Below are 22,083 nucleotides of genomic sequence, written 5' to 3' on the forward strand. Positions count from 1 at the left end.
CGGCGGGTCGCCACCCGCTTCGACCGCAACATCAAGACCTTTATGGCCACAATCGCTATCGCAGCCATCGTCACCTGGTGGCTCTAATGAGTCCGGACCCTAATATCCTGCTCTTGGATTGGCTCGATCGGTCTTCCGCGTGCGGTTGCCTCTTCCTGTGCTCTGCTAAGAGCAAGCGATCTGCAAGCCTCAAGGAGGGCGGTTGTTTCGGGCACGAACTGATATCTAGAGTAGGAAACGTCCACATCGAAGCCTTGTGCATTCGGGATGATCTTGATTTCGGCGTTCGGATCGGACGCGGCGGACATCGGGCGCGACACGTCGGCAGGCGTGGTACAGGCGCCGAGAAAGATTGTTAACGCTACAATTGAGATTTTTGCTTTCATAAGACCGAGCCCCCTGCCCTATCATTTAGGTTTTCCGCGAAATTGCAGCAAGTACTTTCTCGACTGAATACTTCCGGTCGCAATTGCAAAAGAGTAGAATTTGAAACTCCCCTCCGCAAGGCCCCGAAATGGCCGCTGCGAAGGGAGAGTCGTTGTCTATTGATCGAACTGCGGGACGACTGCCGTTCGCATCCCAGCCGCCCCAGCTTCGACAGCCGCCATCAGTGTGTCATTGGCAAGATGGCTGTAGCGCATCGTGGACTGATGGTCGGCGTGCCCAAGAATACGCCCGACGGTGAACAGATCGATATTGGCGTTGATCATGAAGGAGGCTGCGCTGTGCCGCAGGTCATGGATGCGCAGCCCCGGCAGCTTTGCCTCCTTTCGTGCGGTGTCCCAAGCCCGCTTGATCGTCACATAAGGCTTCAGTGTGTCGGGATTGGGCAGAAGCCAAGCGCAGTTCGGGAGCTTTACCAAGTCTTCGATCACCTCGACGGCTGGTTGCGAGAGCGGCACCCGCCTGGCTTTTCCTGTTTTGCTGTCAGGGATCAGCCACCAGCGCTGCTTCAGATCGACATGCTCCCATCTGGCATTGAGCAGCTCGGACTTTCGGGCCCCGGTGTAGAGCAGCAGCCTCACAATTGCGGCCAGCTGCGGATTCCAGGAAGCTTCGCAGGCTGCAATCAATCTGCCCGCCTCCTCTGCCGACAGAAAGCGCTCACAGGCGTTGTCGAACTTGAAGGGAGATACTCCCCTGACAACGTTGGTTTCGGCACCGGGGATCTCCCACCGCCGGGCCAGTTCGAATGACCGGCCAAGCATCATCCGCATCTTCTCAACGGTGGCTGGGGCGTGCTCCTGCCGTTTATCGGAAAGCCACTTTGCAACGTCCTGCTGTCTGATCTCATCAAGCCGCAGCTTGCCCCATTTGGGGATTAGATGCACCCGCAGCACCGCTTCCGTGTTCTCCGGGCGCTTCTGGTAGGTTCGAGCGTGATCCAGATGTTGCCTCGCCAGTTCCGCGTAGGTCGGAATCGCTTTCCTTTTCTCCTTCTGGACGGCTGGATTGCCCCCGAGTTCGACTTCAGAGCGCAGTTTGCGTGCCTTTGCCTTTGCTTGTGCGTAGGTGATGGTTTCGAACTTACCTATTTTCAGTTGCCGCTGCTTTCCATGCGTGTCGATGTAGCGCAGATAGTACGTCTTTCCGCCGCTCGAGCGGGCTTCAAGCACGAAGCCGGGAACCACAGTGTCCCAGTAGTCGGTTTTCTTTTTGCCATACTGGCATGCTGCGGCGAGACACTTGGCCGCATCCAGTTGAGTCTTTGGCATGGTTCATTTCCTCGATTGTGTGAGTTGGACGCGCGCCGCCTCAGAGCCCCGCAGGGCACGACAGACACGCGGATGAGGGGAGAGCCCTCCGGCTGGCCCAATCGGCGCTCTCCGGTTTGGCGATGGGCGCGGTTTGGTGGCCTGTCCGTGAGGCTCAGGGGTCGCCACTTGGCGGTAGGTCGGGTTGTGGTGGGGGGCTGGGGTAGCAGTCCGCCGCTGCTGCCAAGTTTCAGGGCTGGGCAGCTGCGATGTTGACGATTTCTGCTACCCCCTCACCCCCCGGACCTAGTACTCGTCGTCGTCTTCCTGCGCCTGCCAGACGGCCATGTCCGGAGCGAGCAAGGCGACCTTCCACTTCATGATGCCCTGGATCTTCTTCGGCGGGCCATAGATCGAACGGAGCACGGCTCCGGCCTCTTTGGCTTGCGCATTCGACGGGAAACGGAAGCCAACCGCCTCGAGCACCTTAGAAGCTGTCATGAACCGGGGGGACTTACCCAGGGGATCGATGCGCTCCCGGATGCGCTCCTCGATAACGCTAACAGCATGATGATGGCTGTTGAGGCTTTCTAGGAGCTGCTGCTCGGCCTCCGTAAGCCACCACTGCTCATTCCGGTGGTAGTCCAAAGCCAGTTGGGCGAAGACCTGCTGCATGTCGATCTCGTGCATGTGATCGAGCTTCTTCACGGGGATCGTCCACCAGCGAGTGTTGCCGGTCGGATCCACGAGAAAGTTCCACTCATTCACCGTAGCGGCGAACACCGTCCGTCGGTCTAGCTCGATCGGAGAGCGAGCGTAGGGAAGTCGGAGCTTGTCGCTGTCGCGAGTGAGGGTTCCCTTGATCCGCCCGATGTCCTTTCGAAATGAGCTATCGAGTTCGCCGATTTCGACTCCCCAGTGCGTAATCGCGCCGAAGAGTGAATCCTTGTTATTGCCGTCAAGATGGTGGTCGAGCTTTATCCATTCGTTCGTCATCGGCTCAGGCACCAGGCGTTTCAGCCAGCGAGTCTTGCCGATACCCTGCCCACCCTGAAACGTCAGAACCCCTCGGCCGCTAAATCGCTCCGTGGCTAGTGCCGCAGCGACCATGCTCAGCATCCATCTATACAGAAGCCGGTCCCGCATGTGGGCCGGGAAGTCTTCCTGGGCAGTGACCGTGGCGTAGAAGGCTGAAAGGCGGTTCTGCCCATCCCATGGCGTGCTGTTGATCCAGTCTGCCACGGGATTGAGCGGATTGCGCCTTGCCAGTGTCCCCACGAAATCAAGGAAGAGGTACGAGCCCATGCCGTTCAGGTTCGCGAGGCTCTGCAGATCGCACTCCTCCAGCTCAGCACCGCCACAGCGGAGCCTCACTTTCTTCTTGATCACATCGTATCCTAGTTGAACTCCGCTCTCCGTGAGGAGGTGAGCGACGTTCTCGAGCGTGACAGGGAGTCTGTGCGATCCTTCCGAAGGCCGGTGAGGGAAATCGGTTGCACTAAGCTTTCGGGGGAAGCCGCACTCCTGAGGCTTAAGCTTCATAGTTTTGTTCTTTCTCCCCGCTCATCCGGCGGGATTCCTGTGACGCAGCTGCGGGAAATGCAGGTTATCGCCGTGCGAGTGCAGGTACTTGAAGCCGCCGAAGGGGTAAGCTGAGTCCGGTTCGAGGGAGCACGCACCGCTGTCGAGTTCGTTTGTGTGCTCGCCGATCTTCTTCTCCGGCGCGGAGGGGATGATTTCCCCAGAAACCACCGCCCCCGAACCTTGTCGGAAGCGGGCACAGCTAGTCGCTTCGGATTCGGCGGTGCGCCGGACCCGTTGGGTCGATTGATCATGTTGTTTCTTTCCGGTGAATTTATGTTTGGCCGCAGGGCCGACAAGCTATGGATGAGGATCGCAGTTTGGCGGACCCGGGCCTAAGAATTGTCCTTTGTTGCCGGTGATGAATTTCGTCTCGCCACTCGTTCATTTCAGGGGCGGCGAGTCCTCTGCGCCGTCCACGGGCGCTGTGCTAAACTCGGGCAGCCAGAGCTCCCTTACGTTCACCCGCAGGACCCCGTTGAGGCCTTGCGACCAGAGCGGGACAAAGCCATCACAGTATCGATCAAAGGCTGACTGTGTTGCATTCCGGCCAGCACGGCCGAAAAGCCGTCCCGTCTCGGCGAGAACTGCCTCCGGCGTCGTAAACCCGCCCGAGATAAGTGATATGGCATTACAAACAGGTGCTAGTTCATCATAATCTATAACAAGAGACATCAGGATAATCCGTTTATTAGGGGGGGGGAGTGGGTGGCAACGTACCTAATTTCTGCTGTACCTCGCTCAACCATCCCAACGTTCTAGAGCATGGCGACCGATATTCGGGCGGCAATCCGTGAAGTTGTGGCTGGAGGGAGTCCACGCACTTAGTTGATCCTCAATCATTTCGTGTCCTTCGATTAGAGAAAAGCCAAAGCAATCCGCGAGTTATCTTTAGATAGTAAAATGTTGCTGGGGTTGATGGAGTCTATTGCTGCATGCTTGTTCATAATCACCTTGTTGCGCCTTGACCGGCTGGTCGGCGGTTGCCTTTCGCAAACCCAATTAGCCCCACGCACCGGAAGCGGAAGCGGAAGCGGCTGAAATTTGCAGATTCTGCATCGCAAAGGACTAAGGGATCAGACGATGGATTTTAACGACCAACCGAAGCGTTCCATCTCAAGATGCGATCGCAATTTCGGACTGTCGCTGCGTTAGAAAGAGCTGGCGATGAAATCGAAGCAGTGTGATCCAAGACTAGGCTGGCTTGAAGCCTTTGTGGCGACTGCCCAGCACTTGGACTTTGCATTGGCGGGCGAAGAGTTGGGCTTGAATGCCAGCAGGGTCAGGCGAAACGTCGAGAAGCTCGAAGAGTGGCTTCACAAGATCTTGATTATCGATGACGTGCCACTTGAACTCTATGCAGTTGATGGCGTGCAGTTTCTCGACGCGGCATCAGGCATTCTGAAATCCGCCCAATCACTGCAGCGGCACGAGACAATCCGAGGTGATAGACTTCCGTCCGCCGTATCCCGTGTTCGACTGTCCGAGTTGGAATCCTTTGTGTCGATAGCCAAGCTTGGAAATTACAAAGCTTCCGCTTACGACCAGCAACGATCTGACGCGCAAATCCGGAGAAACTTGCGGCAACTGGAACGCGCTTTCGGCTGCGCACTCGTATCAGGTCACTCTCAAATCGAGCTCACTGATTTTGGACGTGAGGCATTCGATGTGGTTAGCAACATGGTTTCTACTCTCTGCAGCTGCGTCGCAGACATTTCGAACTACGATCCTATAACTCCCGCGAAGCTTAGGCTTAGGAAATTGTTCCTCATGCGGAGGAGCGAACTACTTTTGGTAATTGCACGGGTAGAGCGGAAGGAGCGGCCTACGAAGAAGGATAAATTGAAATTGAAGGCCGCGAGGGAGCAGCTAGCTCCCTTGGAAGAAGCTCTGCATGAACTCCGCACTGAAATTAGCAGTCCGGTCGCGAACTTTTCTGTTCCATGATTTCGACGAAAAGGTCGCCAGTGCTTCACTAGCTGCCCCTCGGATGGCAACATTTCAGTTATTCAGCTTCTGTGGGTCGCGGCATGTAGAGTAGGAGCAGCCCACTTAGGCTAACTCTTACCCACAAAACGTCTCGCAGGACCACAGGAGCGACGCAGCCCCGTCAAAATGTACGCGTGAAGGCCCACTTAAGTACCACTTGATCCGCGGTGCTCGAGTTGACCTCCGGTTGATCATCAACGATCCGCGGTCAACTGTTTAACGGCAGCCAACCCGCCGAGCACGCCCAGGGACGCGAGCGGGAAGCTGGTGACCACCACAAACCCTGCAAGCGCTGCGATCAGTGCAATCGTCTCGCGTGGATGGGCTGCAAAGGCTGCAAGGCTGCTCAGGACCAGCAGCAGGGCCAACAGCTTTGCCGCAGCCTGCATGAGAGCCAAGGCGAGACTGGCAGCGAGGATGAAGCTGACGAACCGCATCAGCCTGCCCTCCCCGCATACTGGCGACACATGCGCAGCAGTTCGGCTGGTACTCCCTCGCGGTCCTCTATCACCACTATGTAAGCAAAACCTGAGTTGCCGACCGGCTGAATCAGCTCATAGACTCCGCCAAGGTCCTGCAGAAAACTCCAGTAGGGAACGAACTCGGCCTCTCCGTAGCGTACCCCGTCGATCGGATTTTGAAGCGGCGACCATCCGAGCTCCTGCTGCAGCTCTTCCTCGGTAGTGCCGGCTTGCACGACGACGACGTGTGTCAGGTTTTCGAGCCCGTTTGCCTCAACGGAGGCGAGCTTGGCTGCAAGGATGGTGTGAAGCTTGGGATCGAGCGGCTCCCGCAGGGCGGCTCGGATGGCGTTAGCGTCGGGTAGTGAAAGCATGGGTTATCCTTTCCAGATACAAAAAAGGCGCCCGTGAGGACGCCGCTTGGTTGCTGCCGTTGAACGGCAAGGGTTTTACGCTTTAAGTCTGAGTTCTTGCGGCTAATGCCGCCAAGGCTGTGCTCTGGGCTGCTTAGTGAGCAGCAAGTTTATTCAGGTGTCTCTTCGCCAACTCTGAGATGAGCGGGTCTGTGACAAAGGCAGTTGGGATGAACAGCACGAGGCCAAAACCGTCGTCCGAGTAAATAAAGACGAGTTCGGTCCAGCTCTCGTGCTGCTCGACGATCTCAGGGGTCAGCGAAAAGGCGGGTGCTACCCCGCCCTCCCCCAGCTGGACTTCGATGACTTCTGAGAGGTCCTGGAGAGTGTCGCCGGGCTCTACGATCGCGAACTCGGCAAGCTCGCTCAGGTCATAGCCTTCGTACTCGGAAAGGCGCTCCCAATGGGCAGCGAGGGGCTGCTTCAGTTCTGGATGTATCGGGGAGTCCAGCGCGCGCGCCATCTCCTCCGCCGTGCGGATTACAAGCATGTGAAATTCCTTTCGGGCAAAGAAAAAGCCCGCGGAGGTCATCCGAGGGCTTGGTGGGGGGAGGGGGCGGCAGATTTGGCCACTCCAAATAAGATACCCTGATCTCCGCGTTTCGCTTCGACCGCAGGCTTGTGTCCGGGGGCTTCCAAGCGAAACAGCCCGAGACGGTTGTCATCTTGCGCTCGGATGCTGCATGATCATGATGAAGGGGAGAAGCTTCCGAATGGCCGGCCAAAAAGAGACCGCGATCGGCATCGCCACAGCGCTTGCTTCGGAGCACTCGCCCAACCCTTTCCCGCTCAGCTTCCGCGGACAGTCGCTTCAGGAGGCCGCCGATTTAGTTCAGCTGGTGGTGGCGGAATGTGGGGATGCCGGGATAAAGCTGGCGCGGCTGGAGCTCGATCCAGAACTGTTCGAGGTGCTTGAGCAGCGGCTGATTGTGCCGGTGCGTCCTGACTACAGGTTGCAGGGCAGCGTGAGGATTTTTCGCTTTTCTGCTTGATGCGCCCACACCCTTTCAGGCTTTAGGCACAAGAAAGACGAGGGAGAGCTCTCAGCTTGAATGGGATAGCGGCGACGGACACGACGAGGCCCTTAAGCACCTTACCTCCTTTCTCCAAGATCATGGCAAGCCGTTGGAGCATCCTGCACACGTGATGGAGCGCTTATCTAGATGAACTATATCCCACCGCTGCGCGAATGTGGTACATCATCGCCGACTCACAAAACATGCGGTCGCTACCTCTTTAGGCTTATGTCTCGCCTGCACCTTCGCCCGAAAATGGCCAAGTGTTGGCGCGAGCATGAGAATGAAAGTTGGCTCCAGCGATGCAAACGGCGCAACCCTCTCATCGGAATGCAAAGCCAGAAGAGAATTCTGCGCTGCACGTGGTGATACCGCGACGAATTCACGTGATAATGAGCTTGTCGTTTGATCCTCGTGCCAATCCAGGGGACGTGCGCGCTTTCAAAAACATGTTACTCGAAAGCACGAACATCTTGCATGCAATCGATGCGAGCGGTGCCTACGACTTTATAATTGAAGCGGTGCTTCCCGATATGAGCGCCTATCGATCTTTTTTGAAGCCTTTGGAGGAGCCGCTTGCCAAGCTGGCGGCTCGGCATGAAGAAAGCTTTATTTGTCAGAGGTTTGTACGGCAACACAATGAAGATACGGCTGTATGGGTGCCTACAGCAAACGGCTGGCAGAGATTGGATTGCCTCCTCATAGACAAGATAACTGCCGAAGGCGATTACATGCGGCTGCATTCGCAAGGCAGTAGCTGGCTACTTCACACGACCCTGTGTTCGTTGGAGCAGCGTCTGGACCCCAACAGATTTTTTCGTGTGCACCGCTCCGCCATCGTGCGTTTAGGTTTCGTTGATTTCTTGATTCACGAAGGTAGGCGTTGGATCGTGCAACTTCATGATGGAACTTCGGAGCAGGTCAGCAGAGCTCATGTGGCGGCCATGATGAAAGCATTGCAGTGCAGATCGACGACGCCAGAACGCGCTCTGCCGACTCCGTAACTCCTCAACGAAACCTTCGTGAGGCTCTATCGAGAACCGAGGGCGTCTACAGCTGAAACATGGCATCCAGCTTACGTCTCGAAACGGGACAAAGATCTGGAAAGGAACGTGTTATGAACTCGCAAAAACTTGTCTGCGCCGTTGCTGCAGTCACTATCACCTCCGCAGCGATGGGTCTCATACTGACACCCGCAGCATTTGCGAAAGCGCCAATCGAGGTCACCGCGAAAAAACTTCCGGAACGGATCAAGATGGTTAGCTATGCTGATTTGAACCTCGCGACCGCCGCCGGCGAGCGTACCCTCGAAACCCGGGTCAGAGGCGCTGTTCGTTACGTTTGCGATGATCGGAAGATAGGTCATGCATGGGGGGAGTACCAAGCGTGCCGCACCTTCGCCTGGCGCGGAGCAGAGCCGCAAATGCAGCTTGCCGTCAGAAGGGCGCACGACATCGCGGCTAACGGCAAGTCGGAAATCCCAGCTGTTGCGCTGGCAATCCTCGGAACAAGATATCATCGATGAGGATCGTCTCGGCTTGGATCGTATATAAATCCAGGCAAAGCGCTACGCTCTGGACTCAGTCGTGGGCCGCCCTGCGATCCAGGGGTTCGTCGGAAGCCTGATCGGGTTTGGCGCCAGCAAAGGCGTTTTTGTAACCACCTCAAGCTTCAGTCAGCACGCTATCGACTATGCCGAAGCCCCGCAGCAAAGGGTGATTTAATCGATGGGTCCCGGCTTGCCGAACTGATGATCGAGTTCGGGGTTGGCGTTCGTGTAAGCCGAGTGGTCGAAGTGAAACGGCTGGACGAAGATTTCTTTGAGGATGGGGCTTAGCGCGTTCCAACAGCGAACGACCCCGCACTTGATCTAGTGCGGGGTCCCTTCACATCTCGAGGTTAATCTGACTCAATTTCGGCCTCGGGTGCTCGAACGCCTGGTGCCGACATCGCTTCACGCTGAGCGTTGGAGATTTTGCCTGAACCGGTGGCGGGATAGTACTTTCCATTTTCGGCGGACAGATTGTTTCGGTGACCGAACGGAAGGCCTTGCCCTGCAGGTGACAAGACGGCGATGTTCGCCTGCATCGCCATCGGAGTAAAATCCGATTTCGTATTGTTCAGAACCGACGTCAGTGCATTCGCGAGAAGGTCGGCCAAGGGGTTGCCCGATTGGGAACTGGTTGAATGCACATAACGCTGCTGGTCTTGCCACAGGACCTGCCCCGTTTTTGCAGATTTCAACGTGTAAAGAAATTCGGTTTGGATTTCCGAACTCACGACCTTGTAGTTCGAGTCCCAGTCCAGAACTTCAACATAAAGAACCGCGTCCGCGCCAAACAACCTCGCGAGATCGGGCGTGGGTGCCTGGTGAACAAAGCCCGGATCGCTTAGGCCCTCAGCATTCATCATGGTGGTGGTGGCGTTAGTCGGGAAGACGTAATAGCCGCGTTCTGCCAGAGGCACCGCCATAGTTGTCAGGAACAGCTCCGACGCGTCGACTTCGTTGGAGTGGTTGACCACAGGAACGACGAGGATTGACTTGGGAGCGGCGGAATGGAAGCTGGAATAGTCCTTCGGCTCCAAGGGAGTCGATGAGCAGCCCGCCAGCGCAATGCCGCTGGTCAGGACGGCCAGTCTAATCAGGTGTTTCATCGTGCGCCCCCTTGCGTGCCGCCGCTCGTGCCAGCGATCAGCTTATTCATTAATGCTGCCGATTCCGGGTAGGCATCGCGCTCCTTGCCGAAGAATTCAGCGGCCTCGGGCAACTTACCCTGTTCGTAAAGCAGATATCCCAGTTCAGCATACATGCCCGGCGGGACACGGTTACTTTCCTCGCCCTTAATGATGCTCTCGCGCAATTCTTTCTCGAATGCGGCTTGATCAGCATTCTTCTTGTAGCTGACCAGAGCCGGTTGATAGCTGCCCCACTCGTAGAGCGAGTTGGTGCTGGCGCATGCAGAAAGCATAAGCGCCGCACCGATTATCGGTACCCACTTCATCGTTAACCCCCCTAATGTTAGACTTAAGGCTTCAGATCGATCAGCTTTTGGCTGCCGTCCTGAAGGAAAACTCTTTCCTCATAGACCTTCGTGGTGCCATCAAAGACGTAGAGGTTGTGCCAACCATCAGTCAGCACAAGCCGCGCCTCACCCTTGCTGTTCGCGCGAACGGCTTTCTCGCCTGCCTGCACGATTGCTCCTGCTGGTGCATCGACGACTTGAACTGCCGACACAGGATTGCCACGGTTTAGGCTGTGCTTAGCAGTCGTGCCGCAGCTGGCCAGCAGAGCAGCCGTGATCGTGACAGCGCTGATTCTTATAAATTTCTTCATTGTGCCACCACGTAGAGTTTGTTGGTAGGAACGCCCTCGATCGAGCCGGAGACGAGCCTGGTCACAGAGCCTTCACCTAGCTCTCCACTGCCGAAGCTGGAAATGACCTGCAATCGAGCAATCTCGGTTGCGGGCAGTTCCATCATCATTCCGGACTGCGCACTTTTGACAGAGCGCCCGGCCTGCATGACGCGAAGCTGAGCCCCACTTTGGAGGCCTTGGCTGGGGCCACCGGAGACAAAGATTTCTCCGTTCTCAACGGCGAGGATGTCGGTACGCCATTCGCGGCCCTGGATGGTATTGGACAGCTCTTCGAGAACATCCTCGATCGCTACGGACAAGGCCTTGTCGGTCAATGAGCCATCGAAGTTTGCCGTGCTGCCCATACCCAAGGTGGTCTGCGTCTCGGTCGTAGCTTCACCCGAACCCGTGGCCGAGTGAAAGGCGAGGCCAGTGCGCACATCGACTAAGCGGATAGCGACCTTCGCGTGGGCACGCTGGGTACGTTCACGGTTGAAGAGACCTCGTTTACCATCTTCGCCGCGGCCGAACTCGACGATCGATCCGACGATTAGCGTATCGACGCCAACCATGCTCTGATCTCCGGCTCCAAGGCGATCCTGTTCGCTCGCAATCTGGTTCAGGTCACCGCGTTCGAAAACCATGAAGTCGCCCGACTGCACGAGGTAAGCTGCGAGGATATCCGCCGCTTGTTTACCAAGGGGATCGAGATTGGAGTCACGAAGCAAGGTCTGACCATAACGGGTCTCGTTCGTGAAGCGGCCGATCGCCACTTTGCGCTTCAGCGACATTTCCTGCGGCTTTTCGACCTGAACAGGTTCTACATACTCTTGCGCGTATGCTTGTGGGTTGAACGCCAGCGCTGTCGCACAACCGGCCGCCATCAAAAGATGACGAGCAGATTTTATTTTCTTCACTATTGCCCCCTATACTTCAGACCGCTGCAACAATCCCCTTTGGTGCACGGTTACTCGATAGAAGTATGACTTGTCAGCGAAGGATTTACAACTGCTGAAGAACCTATCTAACATCTTAACGCCGCCTGCACTGCGACAAACTGCACCTGGCTGAGTACTGCTGCCCGGTCCTCATCAAAACGCTAGGAAGCGCCCGCTCGCCGCTGAACGCTCTGAATACCAGACGGTACTACCATGTAGTGATAGGTGGTGCGGGTATGGTGCCGATCGCACCTGACCAACACAACGACAAAGAGCCTTCGTTCCAGACGCTTGTCGTTCGACAGGAGAAGCGCGCTCTCGAGTAGGTCTAGTGTGGCCTTTAGCGTCCCTTCCTACCCAAAGCGTCCCAACCAGGACCCAAACACGCGACCAGCCGAACAGCCTTTCCGCTTAGAGCTTCAATTTTTCCTGCTGAAGGTGGTGGTGCCGCTTAGGTGATTCGAACACCTGACCCCATCATTACGAATGATGTGCTCTACCGACTGAGCTAAAGCGGCCCCTGTGCCAGGTGGCGGCTCTACAGAGGCGGCGGTTTGCCCGCAATCCCCTTTTGCCACCTGTGCGCCATAATTGGAGGCCCGAGCCGGAATCGAACCGGCGTGCGAGGATTTGCAGTCCCCTACGTAACCACTCCGCCATCGGGCCTCACCCTCGTAAGCTGCGCGCCGCACACGGCCGCGCAGCGCATTGGGACGACGGCCCCGTAGCGGACGCAGCGACTTCGTTCAATGGCTTTGATAGGCCTTTCCAACTTCGCGCCCTTCGCTATCAGGGCGGCCATGACTGTCCAAAGCTTGCTCGAACCGATCACCCCCGATGCGATCCGCGATAATTCCGAACTGACGCTGCCCGGTGCTGAAAACTGGATGCAGGGCCGTACGCTCTACGGAGGCGCATCCGCTCTCGTCGCCTATGTCGCGGCGATCCGGAAATTCACCGACCTTCCGCCTCTGCGAGCAGCCCAGGTGGCATTCGTCGCGCCCGTCGGCGGTGAGGTTGCGCTCAGTGCAGAAATCGTAAGGCAAGGCCGCAATGTGACTCAGGTGCGCAGTGCGATCGCAGTTGGCGGCCAATTGGCCTTGACGGCTTTCTGGCTGTTCGGCGCAGGCAGGGAAGCGAATGCGCAGCACCCGGCTCCCGCTCTCGACCCCGCTCCGCCACCGCCCGAGAAATTTGAGTCCCTCGAGCATGACAAAGCGCCCGCCTTCATCGCCAATAATTTCGAGATTCGCCGGGCGCAGGACGCATCCTTTTACGAAGCCAGCGGACCGAACGAGCCGGTCGTGAGGCGCTGGGTTCGCCTGACGCGCGACACCGGCCTCGACCCGATCGCGGAGATGGTGCTGCTGGGTGACACATTGCCGCCGGGCGCCATGCGGGCGATGAAGCGGCCCGGGCCTTTGAGCTCGATCAACTGGTCCTTCAATCTTCTGGATACCGAGCCCTCTACGCGGAATGGCTGGTGGCTGGCCGAAACCGCATCGGAATATGCCGATGACGGCTTTTCGAGCGAAAGACTGCGCCTGTGGAATGCGGATGGACGGCAAATATTGGCGGGCATGCAGTCCGCCGCCATCTTCGGCTGACGCGTCAGACGTCCTTGTAGCTGGCGGGACGTTTTTCCATTCCCGACATGACGGCTTCCATCTGATTGGGGCTGCGCATCAGTTTCGCCTGCTCCGCGCTTTCTTCCAGCAGCAGATCGTCTCCTGACAGGTCGGGCATGGCGTTCACCAGCCGTTTCGCGGCGCGAACGGCATGGGGGCTGCGGTTGGCGATTTCCTCCGCAATGCGGGTGGCAAGCGCCAGCGGATCAGCATCGATATGGGTGGCGAGGCCATATTCCTTCGCCTGTTCGCCGGTAAACTCCCGATTGGTATAGACCAATTCGCGCAGCACATCGTCGCGCACGAGCCCGCGCCACAGTGCCAGCCCGCCCATGTCGGGAACAAGACCCCATTTTAATTCCATGATCGACATGCGCGCATCGGGAGCGGCAATGCGGATATCCGCGCCGCTGGCGATCTGCATGCCACCGCCGAAACACACGCCGTGAATGGCAGCCACGACCGGCACCGAGCATTTGCGCCATTGCGTCGCGACCTGCTGGTAACGGTTGGAATCGCCGTGGGTGCGCGCGGACAACGGCGGTTCGTCCGCGTCCGGCTGGCGGGCGAAGCTGGACAGGTCAAGCCCGGCGCAGAAGCTGCGACCCTCGCCCGACAGGACGACACACCGCAGGCCTGCCATCCGCTCCAACTCCTCGCCCGCGGCGATGATTCCGTCGAACATGGCCGGATCGAGCGCGTTCATCTTGTCGGGGCGGGTCAGCCGCACCTGCGCCACGCCATCATCACCCAGAGAGATCGAAACGCGGTCGGATTGGAATGCCATGATGTGTCCTGTCTGGTGTTGAAAAGGGTATTGATGCGGGGCCTGGTGCCTCAGGCGCCCTCTGTTCCCTTTGCAAGGAAGCGTTTGATATTTCGTGCGGCCTGGCGAAGGCGCTGCTCGTTCTCGACCATCGCTATGCGAACATGGCCCTCCCCCTCCTCGCCATAGCCGACGCCCGCGGCGACGGCCACGTCGGCTTCGGTCAGCAAGCGTTTTGAAAATTCGAGGCTGCCCATGCCCTCGAATCCCGGCGGCAATTTCGCCCAGGCGAACATCGATGCTACCGGCGGAGGAATGTTCCAGCCAGCCCTTCCGAAGGCCTCGACCATCACGTCGCGTCGGCGATGGTACAGCGCGCGGTTGCTTTCGACGATGTCCTGCGGGCCGTTCAAGGCAGCGCAGGCCGCAGCCTGCACCGGCGTGAAGGCGCCATAATCGAGATAGCTCTTCACCCGCGTCATCGCCGCGATCAGGTCGCGATTGCCGACGGCGAAGCCCATCCGCCAGCCGGCCATCGAGTAGGTCTTGGACATGGAGGTGAATTCGACAGCGACATCCTTCGCTCCCGGCACCTGCAGGATACTGGGGGTCGGCTTGCCGTCGAAGTAAAGTTCGGAATAAGCAAGATCGGAAAGGATCCAGACCCGGTTTTCCTTCGCCCAGGCGACCAGCCGTTCGTAGAAGGCAAGATCCACCACTTCCGCTGTCGGATTCGAGGGGTAATTCACCACCAGGACGGAGGGGCGCGGCACCGTGTAGGCCATCGCCGCTTCAAGCGCCTTCCAATAGGTCTCGTCGGGGGTCGCCGGTACGCTGCGGATCGTCGCCCCGGCGATGATGAAGCCGAAGGTGTGGATGGGGTAGGACGGGTTCGGTGCCAGCACGACGTCGCCCGGTGCGGTGATGGCAGTGGCCAGGCTCGCCAGTCCTTCCTTCGACCCCATGGTCACCACCACTTCGCTTTCAGGGTCGATATCGACGTCAAAGCGGCGACCGTAATAATTGGCCTGGGCCTTGCGAAGGCCGGGGATGCCGCGCGACTGCGAATAGCCGTGGGCGGTGGGCCGCATGGCGACTTCGCACAGCTTTTCGATAACATGCGGCGGCGGCGGCTGGTCGGGATTACCCATGCCGAGATCGATGATGTCGCGCCCTTCCTGCCGCGCGGCATGGCGCATCGCGTTCACCTCGGCGATGACGTAAGGCGGCAGTCGCTTCATTCGGTAGAAATCGGTGTCCATCTTCATCCCCTGCCGCTTTATCGGCTCGATCGGCGGCGTTCAGCGTTCTGACTTATTAGAATGGCAGGTGCAATCGGCCTTGCCGATAGTATATGCAGGGGCATGAAAACGAAGCCCATCGCAAAGGTGGCAGCGGAAGAGGATACGGCAGCATGGCAGACAAGAACGGCAAGTCCGGCGGAAGCGCCGGGGATAGCGGCCCCGGTCTCGACCCGTTCGGGCAGATGCTGACGCAGTCCATGGCCATGCAGGCGGAAAGCATCCGCAGCTTCTGGGACGCGATGATGCCGAAAGCTGCTGACGGCGGAAGCGACGCGCAGGACAAGGCGAAACCTCTATTCCCGCCCATGCCGCAGATCGATGATTTAAAGCGCTGGAACGATGTCGCCCTCCGCCTGCAGCAGATGTGGCTGACCTATCAGACGGAACAGGCGATGAAAGGCGCGCCGGCTTCGCGCATGGCGGATCCCGAATACTGGATCGAGACCATGCATGGCTGGTACCGCCAGTTGCCGATGGCGGAACCGGCATCGCAGCAGCGGCTGTTCGAAGAAAGCATGGAATTGTGGCAAACGGTTTTGGGCCAGTTCGGCATCGGATCGGCCGCTTCGGAAAGTGATGCGAAGCCTTCTCCCGAGCTGCCGCGAAAAGACCGCCGCTTTCAGGACGAACGCTGGCGCGCGCAGCCGGCCTTCGCGCTGATCCACCAGACCTATCTGCTGCTGTCTGAAAGGATGGAAGCGATGATCGACGAGATGGATCAGGTGCCTGCGGAGCGCCGCGAGCAGTTGCGCTTCGCCACGCGCGCACTGGTTGAAGCGATGAGTCCTGCCAACATTCCTGCGCTGAACCCCGTCGTGCTGGAACGCACCGTGGAATCACGCGGCGAGAACCTGGTCAGGGGCATGGAGAACCTGATCGCCGACATGAAGCGCGGCCAGTTGACCCACACCGATCCCGATGCCTTCAAACTGGGCGAAAACCTCGCGACCACGCCGGGCAAGGTCGTGCATGAAACGCCGCTGTACCAGCTTATCCAGTACACGCCGGTGACGGAGCAGGTCTTCGCTACCCCGCTGCTGATCTTCCCGCCGTGGATCAACCGTTTCTACATTCTCGACCTGAACCCTGAAAAGAGCTTCATCCGCTGGGCGGTCGAACAGGGCCTCACCGTGTTCGTGGTCAGCTGGAAGTCGGCCGACAGCAGCATGGCCGACATCGACTGGGACGATTACATCCGCGCCCAGATCGAAGCGATCGACCTCGTGCGCGAGAGGCTGGATGTGCCTGACGTGCACGCGATCGGCTATTGTGTTGCGGGCACAACCCTGGCGGCAACGCTGGCCATCCTGTCGCAGCGCGGAGACGCGGAATGGGTGAAAAGCGCAACCTTCTTCACAGCGCAGGTCGATTTCGAGAACGCCGGCGAATTGCTGCATTTCGTGGATGACCAGCAGATCGCGGCGATCGAAGCGATGGAGACGGACGGATACATCGACGGCCGCCTGCTCGCCGCCACCTTCAACATGCTGCGCGGTACCGATCTTATCTGGAACTATGTCGTCAAGAACTATCTGCTGGGTGAAGATTACCCGGCCTTCGACCTGCTGCACTGGAACGGCGATGTCACCAATCTGCCCGCGCGCTGGCATCGTGAATATCTGAAGGATCTCTACCGCGACAATCTACTGGTGAAGAAGGACAGGCTGAGCGCCGACGGAACGCCCATCGACCTGTCGCGGATCAATACGCCTTGCTACATCCAGGCTGGCCGCGAAGACCACATCGCCCCGGCGAACAGCGTCTGGCGATTGATGGATCATGTCAGCGGCCCGGCCCGCTTCATCCTGGCGGGATCGGGCCACATCGCCGGCGTGGTGAACCCGCCCGCTGCCGGCAAGTACCAATATTGGACCAATTCCGGCGAAGCCCGCAGCCTCGATGAATTTGTCGAAGGCGCAACCGAGAACAAGGGCAGCTGGTGGCCCGACTGGATCAATTGGATTGCCGCTCAGAATGACAGCAAGGTCAAGGCCGCGGGCAAGCGCAAGCCGGGCGGCAGGGGCGACAAGACGATTGAGGATGCTCCGGGACGCTATGTGAAGACCCGCTAGGGCATGCACGCATAGGCCGCAGTAATGCATGCCGAAAGTGGCATGTTGCAGCGCACAATAAACTTCTTGAAATCCGTTACGGCAGTTGCTATTTGTGCAGTGCAGCAAAATGCGAGGATAGCGATGGCCGACGAGTCCCAGAACAATTCCGCCGAACAGAACGACGGCGGCAGCGCCGTTCGGATCGATGCGATCCGCGAAGCTGTTGCCGCGCCTGCAAGCGAAGAAACAGCCGCTTCCATAGTTACGGAAAAGGCAAAGGCATCCCCGGACAGCAGCCCTTCCGGCTCCGAGGCGACAGCTCCCAAGCGTCGCGCGCCGAAAGCCAAGGCAGCCAGGAAGATCGCGGCCGCGCAGCCTCGCCGCATCGAAAATACGCCCGCTTCTGCAAATACCCGCAAGAATGTCTCGGGCCGAAAAACTGACGCAAAGAACCGCACTATCGACGAATTGAAGGAAACGATCATGGCTACCAAGGCAGAACCCAAGGTAAATACGACTGATTACGCCGCTGGAATGCAGAACTTCTCTGCCGAGATGCAGGACCGCATGAAGGCAGCCTACGAGAAAAGCTCCACGATGACCGGCGAACTGACCGAAACCGCTCGCGGCAATGTCGAAGCGGTAGTCGAATCGTCCCGCATCTTCGCGACCGGCGTGCAGAGCATGAGCCGCGACGCTGTCGAAGGTTCGCGTGAAGCTTTCGAAGGCATGACCGCCGATCTGAAGAAGATGGCAGCCGTGAAGAGCCCGACCGAACTGTTCCAGTTGCAGGGTGAACTCGCACGTCGTAATTTCGACGCCATGATCGGCCTGTCCTCGCGCAACACCGAGAATATGGTGAAGCTGGTGAACGACGCCTTCGCGCCCATCTCCAACCGGATGAGCGTGACGGCCGAGAAGATTTCGCGGGCCGCCTGATCAGGCCTGTGTCGCCGGGCGGTCATCTGACGGCCTCGGCAGAATATCGAAAAGGACCGGGCGAGGATATCGTCCGGTCCTTTTCGATTGGCGCCCCGTCTGCGTCCTGCCATCGCGCCGACGCGCCCCGATGCAGCGCCATAATGCGTCTGGGCGGCCTTGCGATTCGTCGATGAGGGCACGATATTGCGGCCATCATGCGCTTTTCGAACACAACCTCCCCCGTTTGCCCCTTAGAACCCGGCACGATCTCCGCGCCAGATCGGCTGTCGATGTCCGTAATTCGCCTCGGACCGGACGATGCGGATGACAATACACCGCCCGACGACGGAGCAGGTGACGACCGCCAGACGGGCATCGCCACCAAGACACGCACCCGGCCCAAGAAGCCCAGCATGTACAAGGTGCTGCTGCTGAACGATGATTACACGCCGATGGAATTCGTCGTGATCGTGCTGAAGCAGATCTTCCGCATGGACATGGAGCAGGCGACGCGCGTCATGCTGCATGTTCATCAGCGCGGGGTGGGCGTTTGCGGCGTGTTTTCCTATGAAGTGGCCGAGACCAAGGTCAACCAGGTGATGGATTTCGCCCGGCAGAACCAGCATCCGCTGCAATGCACGCTGGAAAAGGCCTGACGCGAGCCGGCTTCCTTGCTGAAAATGCGGGCATGACCAATTGGCTGGCGCGCGCTATAGGCTGAACTACCCGCCGCCGCCATTGCGTGCAAACTGCCCGATCCATCGAAAGCGCGAATTTTCGCTTGTTCAGTTTCATTCCCCCTATCGATCGTTACATCTTCAGGCTCGTGATCGTGCCGATGCTGGGGGTTTTCGTGCTGGCCGCCAGCCTGCTGGTGCTGGACAAGATGCTCCGCCTGTTCGACTTCGTCGCCACCGAAGGCGGGCCTGTCGGCGTCGTGTTCAAGATGCTGGCAAGCCTCATTCCGGAATATGCCAGCCTCGCCATCCCGCTGGGGCTGCTGCTCGGCATCCTGCTGGCCTTCAGAAAGCTTGCGACCTCCAGCGAACTGGACGTGATGCGGGCCGTGGGCCTGTCCTATCTGCGACTGCTGCGCGTGCCTTTCATCATCGCGCTGATCCTCGCCGCTCTGAACGTCGCGCTGGTTTTCTACATCCAGCCGGTCAGCCGGTATTATTATGAGCAGCTCGAATTCGAATTGCGCTCAGGGGCTCTGGGCGCGTCGATCAAAGTGGGCGAATTCAACACCATCGCCGACCGCATGGCCCTGCGTATCGAGGAGAGCAGCGAGGAAGGGCGCCGTCTCGAAGGCATTTTCGCCCGCGTCACCGACGATGACGGCCACGTCCTCGCCATCTCGGCGCGCGAGGGCAATTTCCTGGCGACCAGCGACAGTCCCGACACGATCATCCTGCGCCTCAGCGACGGGATAATCGTACAGGACACGCCCGGAACAACGCCGCGCGTACTCAGCTTCTCGATGCAGGACCTGCCGATCGACCTGCCGGCGCTGGAGGAATTCCGCTCGCGCGGGGATGCGGAGCGTGAATACATCCTTCCCGAATTGCTGCGCATGGGGTGGAGCGAGAACGCTCCGCAGGCCGTGCGCGACGCCAGTCAGGCCAGTTTCAACTACCGGCTCGTCGAAGTGGTGATTATGCTGCTGATGCCGCTTCTGGCGCTGGCATTGGCGATCCCGCCGAAACGATCCAGTTCGGCGCTAGGCGTGTTCGTCTCCATCGTGATGGCGGTCGCGTATCACAAGGTAAATGAATATGGACAGGCGGTCGCCGCACTCGGCCGGGCAGACCCGATCGTCGCCCTCTGGCTGCCTTTTGCCATCTTTGCCGCGCTGATCCTGTGGATGTATCACCGGGTCGCCCATGTCCCGGGCGGGCAGCCGATCGGTGCGCTTGAAAGCGCATTTGCCAAACTGTCCAAGGCTTTTGGCAAGCTGTTCAAGCGGCGGCGCAGGGCTTCGCCTGTCGCGGAAGAGGATTTTGCCGAAACCGATCCGCGCCCGATGATGGCGGGGGGTTGAGCAGGTGCAGTTCGACTTCTTCCCTTCGCGCCGACTGACGCTTTATCTCGGCAAGATGTTCCTCACCCGCATACTGGCGGTGCTGGTGATGCTGGTGCTGGTTCTGCAGATGCTGGATCTGCTTTCGACGAGCGGCAAGATACTCGCTCAGCCAGGCAACGGCCAAGCCGAACTGCTGACTTATGTGGGCCTCCGCGTGCCGCAACTGGTCGCGCGTTTCCTGCCATATTCGGTGTTGCTGGCAACGATCATCACGCTGGTCGGATTGAACCAGAACAGCGAGGTCATCGCCATGAAGGCGGCGGGTCTCTCCGCCCACCAGATCCTCGCCCCCTTGCTGATGGTCGCTGCCCTCACTGCCGGGGCCAGTTTCCTGTTCAACGAACGCGTTGTAACCCGCGCCACGGCGACGCTCTCGGCATGGGAAGATAATGATTACGGCCCTGTGCCGACGCAATCGGGACTGCGGTCGAATGTCTACGTAGCAGATGGAACGGACATTCTCACGGCACGCACCGTGGTCGGAACCGGCGAGAGCATGCGGATGGAGGGTGTCAGCTGGTATCGCCGCTCCGAAGATGGCGTGCTGATCGAACAGGTCCGGGCAGATGCGGCGCAATGGGTGGGAGACGGATGGCGGCTTACCGACGCCACGCGCTTCAATGTTCAGGGCGCTGAAACGTCGCAGGTCGCGCAGACGGTCGTTGCCCCCGGACTCACCCCGGAACAGGTGGGGCTCGGCCGGGCGAATGCCGCGGCGGAACCGTTCTGGGAATTGTCCGAAACGATTGCGGAATATGAAGCATCCGGCCGCCGTACTGCCGAACTTCGCGCGCAATGGTGGCATCGCCTGTCCGGTCCCTTGTCCGCGGTGTTGATGCCTCTGCTCGGCGCAGTCGCGGCTTTCGGCCTGGCGCGGAGCGGGCAGTTGTTCCTGCGCGCCATCATCGGCATGGCGCTCGGCTTCGCCTATTTCGTGGTCGACAATGCCGCATTGGCGATGGGCAATTTTGGCGGGTATCCGCCCTTTCTTGCTGCATGGGCACCGTTCATGCTGTTCCTTCTGATTGGTGAAACGGTGCTGGTGCGTACCGAGGAATGAATTTGTCCGCAGACTGGACCTTGCGGCTTGCCCGCCCCGAGCACTGCCCCGCAATGGCCCGTATCGCTGCCGAGGTGCAGGGCTTTGAAACCCTGGACGAAGCGCAGATCGCAGCGATGGTCTCGCGGCGACGCTCGCTGTTCGTCACGGTTGGCGATCAGCCTGCCGGGTTTCTGCTGGCCCGGGGCGAACGCCGCGAACTGCATATCGGCACTCTTGTTGTAGCCGAGCCCTTCCGCCGGCGCGGCATCGCCGGTGGGTTGATCCGGGCCGCTATTATCGACGCGGAAAACGGTGGCTACGACGCCGTCACAGCTGTCATTTCAGGATCGGGAGATCACGAAGGCGTTGCCGAAGGGCTTGGGAGAGAGGCAATGTCGCTAGCCACGAGATTGGGTTTCGTACAGGTCAGGGATGAGAAAGCCCACCCGCGCCTTGCAGAGATCGTGACCGAAAAACGAGGCGCAGAAGGGTCTGCATCGCCCGTTGCGATGATCCGCTTCCTCTAGGTTTCGGAACATGCAAGCCCGTTCGAGCGTCGTAGTTTGCGATAAGGAGTAATCATGAAATCTCGCTTTTTTGCCGCCGCTTTCATCCTGCCCGGACTGACACTTCTGTCCGCCTGCGATCAGGAGGAGGAAGCAGACACCTCGTTCGAACAGCAGATGCCCGCCCCCGTCGTGGTCGATGATGGCCCCGGTCCCGTGCCCGACAATTCGGTCGGGACGCCGCAGGATGATGTGGTCGTCGACTACGATGACGAATTGCCAGCCGAAGATGCCGACTTGGTCGTGGAATAGCCGGCTTTTTCCCGGTTTTC

At 58.9% G+C, this 22,083-nt stretch carries 27 protein-coding genes and 2 tRNA genes; 13 read left to right on the plus strand and 16 right to left on the minus strand.

What is annotated here, in order from left to right; all coding sequences use genetic code 11:
• Positions 1 to 83: 83 nt before the first annotated feature.
• From G7A66_RS07185 to G7A66_RS07200, 4 genes are all read right to left on the minus strand, one after another.
• The gene (locus tag G7A66_RS07185; RefSeq protein ID WP_174295019.1) at positions 84 to 386 is read right to left on the minus strand and encodes a hypothetical protein; all 303 of its coding nucleotides are present in this window, start codon (positions 384 to 386) and stop codon (positions 84 to 86) included.
• A 156-nt stretch (positions 387 to 542) separates the two neighbouring features.
• A complete protein-coding gene (locus tag G7A66_RS07190) occupies positions 543 to 1,715 on the minus strand; it encodes a site-specific integrase (RefSeq protein ID WP_174295020.1) in 1,173 nt (390 codons plus the stop codon).
• Positions 1,716 to 2,000: 285 nt separating this feature from the next.
• Positions 2,001 to 3,083, minus strand: coding sequence for a VapE domain-containing protein (locus tag G7A66_RS07195; protein WP_174295021.1), 1,083 nt, complete (start codon positions 3,081 to 3,083; stop codon positions 2,001 to 2,003).
• Between the two features lie 174 nt (positions 3,084 to 3,257).
• Complete coding sequence (locus G7A66_RS07200) at positions 3,258 to 3,446, minus strand: hypothetical protein (RefSeq protein WP_174295022.1); 189 nt, start codon at positions 3,444 to 3,446, stop codon at positions 3,258 to 3,260.
• A gap of 996 nt (positions 3,447 to 4,442) precedes the next feature.
• Here G7A66_RS07200 and G7A66_RS07205 point away from each other — a divergent pair.
• Positions 4,443 to 5,222 (plus strand): helix-turn-helix domain-containing protein, encoded by a 780-nt coding sequence (locus G7A66_RS07205; RefSeq protein ID WP_174295023.1) that lies wholly within the window; start codon positions 4,443 to 4,445, stop codon positions 5,220 to 5,222.
• A gap of 236 nt (positions 5,223 to 5,458) precedes the next feature.
• Here G7A66_RS07205 and G7A66_RS07210 read toward each other — a convergent pair whose 3' ends face one another.
• From G7A66_RS07210 to G7A66_RS07220, 3 genes are all read right to left on the minus strand, one after another.
• Positions 5,459 to 5,701: a hypothetical protein gene (locus G7A66_RS07210; RefSeq protein WP_174295024.1), complete on the minus strand. Its 243-nt coding sequence runs from the start codon at positions 5,699 to 5,701 to the stop codon at positions 5,459 to 5,461.
• The gene (locus G7A66_RS07215; protein ID WP_174295025.1) at positions 5,701 to 6,099 is read right to left on the minus strand and encodes a hypothetical protein; all 399 of its coding nucleotides are present in this window, start codon (positions 6,097 to 6,099) and stop codon (positions 5,701 to 5,703) included. The genes G7A66_RS07210 and G7A66_RS07215 overlap by 1 nt, the downstream gene beginning before the upstream one ends.
• A 133-nt stretch (positions 6,100 to 6,232) precedes the next feature.
• A complete protein-coding gene (locus G7A66_RS07220; RefSeq protein WP_174295026.1) occupies positions 6,233 to 6,628 on the minus strand; it encodes a hypothetical protein in 396 nt (131 codons plus the stop codon).
• 193 nt (positions 6,629 to 6,821) lie between these two features.
• Here G7A66_RS07220 and G7A66_RS07225 point away from each other — a divergent pair, with 193 nt between their 5' ends.
• From G7A66_RS07225 to G7A66_RS14205, 4 genes are all read left to right on the plus strand, one after another.
• Positions 6,822 to 7,130, plus strand: coding sequence for a hypothetical protein (locus tag G7A66_RS07225; RefSeq protein ID WP_174295027.1), 309 nt, complete (start codon positions 6,822 to 6,824; stop codon positions 7,128 to 7,130).
• A gap of 416 nt (positions 7,131 to 7,546) precedes the next feature.
• Positions 7,547 to 8,158 (plus strand): LytR/AlgR family response regulator transcription factor, encoded by a 612-nt coding sequence (locus tag G7A66_RS07230; RefSeq protein WP_232366720.1) that lies wholly within the window; start codon positions 7,547 to 7,549, stop codon positions 8,156 to 8,158.
• 113 nt (positions 8,159 to 8,271) lie between these two features.
• Complete coding sequence (locus G7A66_RS14200) at positions 8,272 to 8,679, plus strand: UrcA family protein (RefSeq protein WP_232366721.1); 408 nt, start codon at positions 8,272 to 8,274, stop codon at positions 8,677 to 8,679.
• Positions 8,680 to 8,740: 61 nt separating this feature from the next.
• Entirely contained in the window at positions 8,741 to 8,878 is a 138-nt protein-coding gene (locus G7A66_RS14205; protein WP_332310513.1) for a restriction endonuclease, read from the plus strand.
• A 175-nt stretch (positions 8,879 to 9,053) separates the two neighbouring features.
• Here the strand turns inward: G7A66_RS14205 and G7A66_RS07240 are convergent, their stop codons facing one another.
• The 6 genes from G7A66_RS07240 to G7A66_RS07265 form a co-directional block, all read right to left on the minus strand.
• A complete protein-coding gene (locus tag G7A66_RS07240; protein WP_174295029.1) occupies positions 9,054 to 9,809 on the minus strand; it encodes a GNA1162 family protein in 756 nt (251 codons plus the stop codon).
• Positions 9,806 to 10,156 (minus strand): DUF4810 domain-containing protein, encoded by a 351-nt coding sequence (locus tag G7A66_RS07245; RefSeq protein WP_174295030.1) that lies wholly within the window; start codon positions 10,154 to 10,156, stop codon positions 9,806 to 9,808. Before G7A66_RS07245 ends, G7A66_RS07240 begins: the two co-directional genes overlap by 4 nt.
• A 23-nt stretch (positions 10,157 to 10,179) precedes the next feature.
• Positions 10,180 to 10,389, minus strand: a complete 210-nt coding sequence (locus G7A66_RS07250; protein ID WP_206675114.1) for a hypothetical protein — start codon at positions 10,387 to 10,389, stop codon at positions 10,180 to 10,182.
• A 95-nt stretch (positions 10,390 to 10,484) separates the two neighbouring features.
• Positions 10,485 to 11,426 (minus strand): CsgG/HfaB family protein, encoded by a 942-nt coding sequence (locus tag G7A66_RS07255; RefSeq protein WP_332310514.1) that lies wholly within the window; start codon positions 11,424 to 11,426, stop codon positions 10,485 to 10,487.
• A 463-nt stretch (positions 11,427 to 11,889) separates the two neighbouring features.
• Positions 11,890 to 11,965 (minus strand) — tRNA-Thr (locus G7A66_RS07260).
• A gap of 74 nt (positions 11,966 to 12,039) precedes the next feature.
• Positions 12,040 to 12,113, minus strand: a tRNA-Cys gene (locus G7A66_RS07265).
• Positions 12,114 to 12,247: 134 nt separating this feature from the next.
• Here G7A66_RS07265 and G7A66_RS07270 point away from each other — a divergent pair.
• The gene (locus tag G7A66_RS07270; RefSeq protein WP_174295032.1) at positions 12,248 to 13,054 is read left to right on the plus strand and encodes an acyl-CoA thioesterase; all 807 of its coding nucleotides are present in this window, start codon (positions 12,248 to 12,250) and stop codon (positions 13,052 to 13,054) included.
• A 4-nt stretch (positions 13,055 to 13,058) separates the two neighbouring features.
• Here the strand turns inward: G7A66_RS07270 and G7A66_RS07275 are convergent, their stop codons facing one another.
• Both G7A66_RS07275 and G7A66_RS07280 read right to left on the minus strand, forming a co-directional pair.
• Positions 13,059 to 13,862 (minus strand): crotonase/enoyl-CoA hydratase family protein, encoded by an 804-nt coding sequence (locus tag G7A66_RS07275; RefSeq protein ID WP_174295033.1) that lies wholly within the window; start codon positions 13,860 to 13,862, stop codon positions 13,059 to 13,061.
• Positions 13,863 to 13,912: 50 nt separating this feature from the next.
• The gene (locus tag G7A66_RS07280; RefSeq protein ID WP_174295034.1) at positions 13,913 to 15,103 is read right to left on the minus strand and encodes an LL-diaminopimelate aminotransferase; all 1,191 of its coding nucleotides are present in this window, start codon (positions 15,101 to 15,103) and stop codon (positions 13,913 to 13,915) included.
• Between the two features lie 152 nt (positions 15,104 to 15,255).
• Between G7A66_RS07280 and G7A66_RS07285 the strand changes: the two genes are divergently transcribed.
• Positions 15,256 to 17,217, plus strand: a complete 1,962-nt coding sequence (locus tag G7A66_RS07285) for a PHA/PHB synthase family protein (RefSeq protein WP_408609247.1) — start codon at positions 15,256 to 15,258, stop codon at positions 17,215 to 17,217.
• On the opposite strand, the gene G7A66_RS13935 is transcribed toward G7A66_RS07285, so the two are convergent.
• Entirely contained in the window at positions 17,214 to 17,684 is a 471-nt protein-coding gene (locus G7A66_RS13935; protein WP_206675115.1) for a hypothetical protein, read from the minus strand. The genes G7A66_RS07285 and G7A66_RS13935 overlap by 4 nt on opposite strands.
• On the opposite strand from G7A66_RS13935, the gene G7A66_RS13940 reads away from it, so the two are divergent.
• The 6 genes from G7A66_RS13940 (at position 17,683) to G7A66_RS07315 (ending at position 22,063) form a co-directional block, all read left to right on the plus strand.
• Positions 17,683 to 18,138, plus strand: a complete 456-nt coding sequence (locus G7A66_RS13940; RefSeq protein ID WP_206675116.1) for a phasin family protein — start codon at positions 17,683 to 17,685, stop codon at positions 18,136 to 18,138. The two genes, G7A66_RS13935 and G7A66_RS13940, sit on opposite strands and share 2 nt — an antisense overlap.
• Before the next feature lie 272 nt (positions 18,139 to 18,410).
• The gene (gene clpS / locus G7A66_RS07295; protein ID WP_206675117.1) at positions 18,411 to 18,776 is read left to right on the plus strand and encodes an ATP-dependent Clp protease adapter ClpS; all 366 of its coding nucleotides are present in this window, start codon (positions 18,411 to 18,413) and stop codon (positions 18,774 to 18,776) included.
• 125 nt (positions 18,777 to 18,901) lie between these two features.
• Complete coding sequence (locus G7A66_RS07300) at positions 18,902 to 20,161, plus strand: LptF/LptG family permease (protein ID WP_174295036.1); 1,260 nt, start codon at positions 18,902 to 18,904, stop codon at positions 20,159 to 20,161.
• A 4-nt stretch (positions 20,162 to 20,165) separates the two neighbouring features.
• Positions 20,166 to 21,263, plus strand: a complete 1,098-nt coding sequence (lptG, locus tag G7A66_RS07305; protein ID WP_174295037.1) for an LPS export ABC transporter permease LptG — start codon at positions 20,166 to 20,168, stop codon at positions 21,261 to 21,263.
• Positions 21,260 to 21,772: a GNAT family N-acetyltransferase gene (locus G7A66_RS07310; protein WP_174295038.1), complete on the plus strand. Its 513-nt coding sequence runs from the start codon at positions 21,260 to 21,262 to the stop codon at positions 21,770 to 21,772. Before lptG ends, G7A66_RS07310 begins: the two co-directional genes overlap by 4 nt.
• 54 nt (positions 21,773 to 21,826) lie before the next feature.
• A complete protein-coding gene (locus G7A66_RS07315; RefSeq protein WP_174295039.1) occupies positions 21,827 to 22,063 on the plus strand; it encodes a hypothetical protein in 237 nt (78 codons plus the stop codon).
• Positions 22,064 to 22,083: the final 20 nt, after the last annotated feature.

The sequence above is a fragment of the Alteripontixanthobacter muriae genome (genome assembly GCF_013336795.1).
GTDB lineage: Bacteria > Pseudomonadota > Alphaproteobacteria > Sphingomonadales > Sphingomonadaceae > Pseudopontixanthobacter > Pseudopontixanthobacter muriae.

Bases quoted from the DNA above. Each gene is read 5' to 3' on its own strand.
- G7A66_RS07185 (WP_174295019.1), bottom strand. From the start codon at position 386: ATGAAAGCAAAAATCTCAATTGTAGCGTTAACAATCTTTCTCGGCGCC.
- G7A66_RS07190 (WP_174295020.1), bottom strand. From the start codon at position 1,715: ATGCCAAAGACTCAACTGGATGCGGCCAAGTGTCTCGCCGCAGCATGC.
- G7A66_RS07205 (WP_174295023.1), top strand. From the start codon at position 4,443: ATGAAATCGAAGCAGTGTGATCCAAGACTAGGCTGGCTTGAAGCCTTT.
- G7A66_RS07210 (WP_174295024.1), bottom strand. From the start codon at position 5,701: ATGCGGTTCGTCAGCTTCATCCTCGCTGCCAGTCTCGCCTTGGCTCTC.
- G7A66_RS07215 (WP_174295025.1), bottom strand. From the start codon at position 6,099: ATGCTTTCACTACCCGACGCTAACGCCATCCGAGCCGCCCTGCGGGAG.
- G7A66_RS07220 (WP_174295026.1), bottom strand. From the start codon at position 6,628: ATGCTTGTAATCCGCACGGCGGAGGAGATGGCGCGCGCGCTGGACTCC.
- G7A66_RS07225 (WP_174295027.1), top strand. From the start codon at position 6,822: ATGATCATGATGAAGGGGAGAAGCTTCCGAATGGCCGGCCAAAAAGAG.
- G7A66_RS07230 (WP_232366720.1), top strand. From the start codon at position 7,547: ATGAGCTTGTCGTTTGATCCTCGTGCCAATCCAGGGGACGTGCGCGCT.
- G7A66_RS14200 (WP_232366721.1), top strand. From the start codon at position 8,272: ATGAACTCGCAAAAACTTGTCTGCGCCGTTGCTGCAGTCACTATCACC.
- G7A66_RS07240 (WP_174295029.1), bottom strand. From the start codon at position 9,809: ATGAAACACCTGATTAGACTGGCCGTCCTGACCAGCGGCATTGCGCTG.
- G7A66_RS07245 (WP_174295030.1), bottom strand. From the start codon at position 10,156: ATGAAGTGGGTACCGATAATCGGTGCGGCGCTTATGCTTTCTGCATGC.
- G7A66_RS07270 (WP_174295032.1), top strand. From the start codon at position 12,248: ATGACTGTCCAAAGCTTGCTCGAACCGATCACCCCCGATGCGATCCGC.
- G7A66_RS07275 (WP_174295033.1), bottom strand. From the start codon at position 13,862: ATGGCATTCCAATCCGACCGCGTTTCGATCTCTCTGGGTGATGATGGC.
- G7A66_RS07280 (WP_174295034.1), bottom strand. From the start codon at position 15,103: ATGGACACCGATTTCTACCGAATGAAGCGACTGCCGCCTTACGTCATC.
- G7A66_RS07285 (WP_408609247.1), top strand. From the start codon at position 15,256: ATGGCAGACAAGAACGGCAAGTCCGGCGGAAGCGCCGGGGATAGCGGC.
- G7A66_RS13940 (WP_206675116.1), top strand. From the start codon at position 17,683: ATGGCTACCAAGGCAGAACCCAAGGTAAATACGACTGATTACGCCGCT.
- G7A66_RS13935 (WP_206675115.1), bottom strand. From the start codon at position 17,684: ATGATCGTTTCCTTCAATTCGTCGATAGTGCGGTTCTTTGCGTCAGTT.
- clpS (WP_206675117.1), top strand. From the start codon at position 18,411: ATGTCCGTAATTCGCCTCGGACCGGACGATGCGGATGACAATACACCG.
- G7A66_RS07310 (WP_174295038.1), top strand. From the start codon at position 21,260: ATGAATTTGTCCGCAGACTGGACCTTGCGGCTTGCCCGCCCCGAGCAC.
- G7A66_RS07315 (WP_174295039.1), top strand. From the start codon at position 21,827: ATGAAATCTCGCTTTTTTGCCGCCGCTTTCATCCTGCCCGGACTGACA.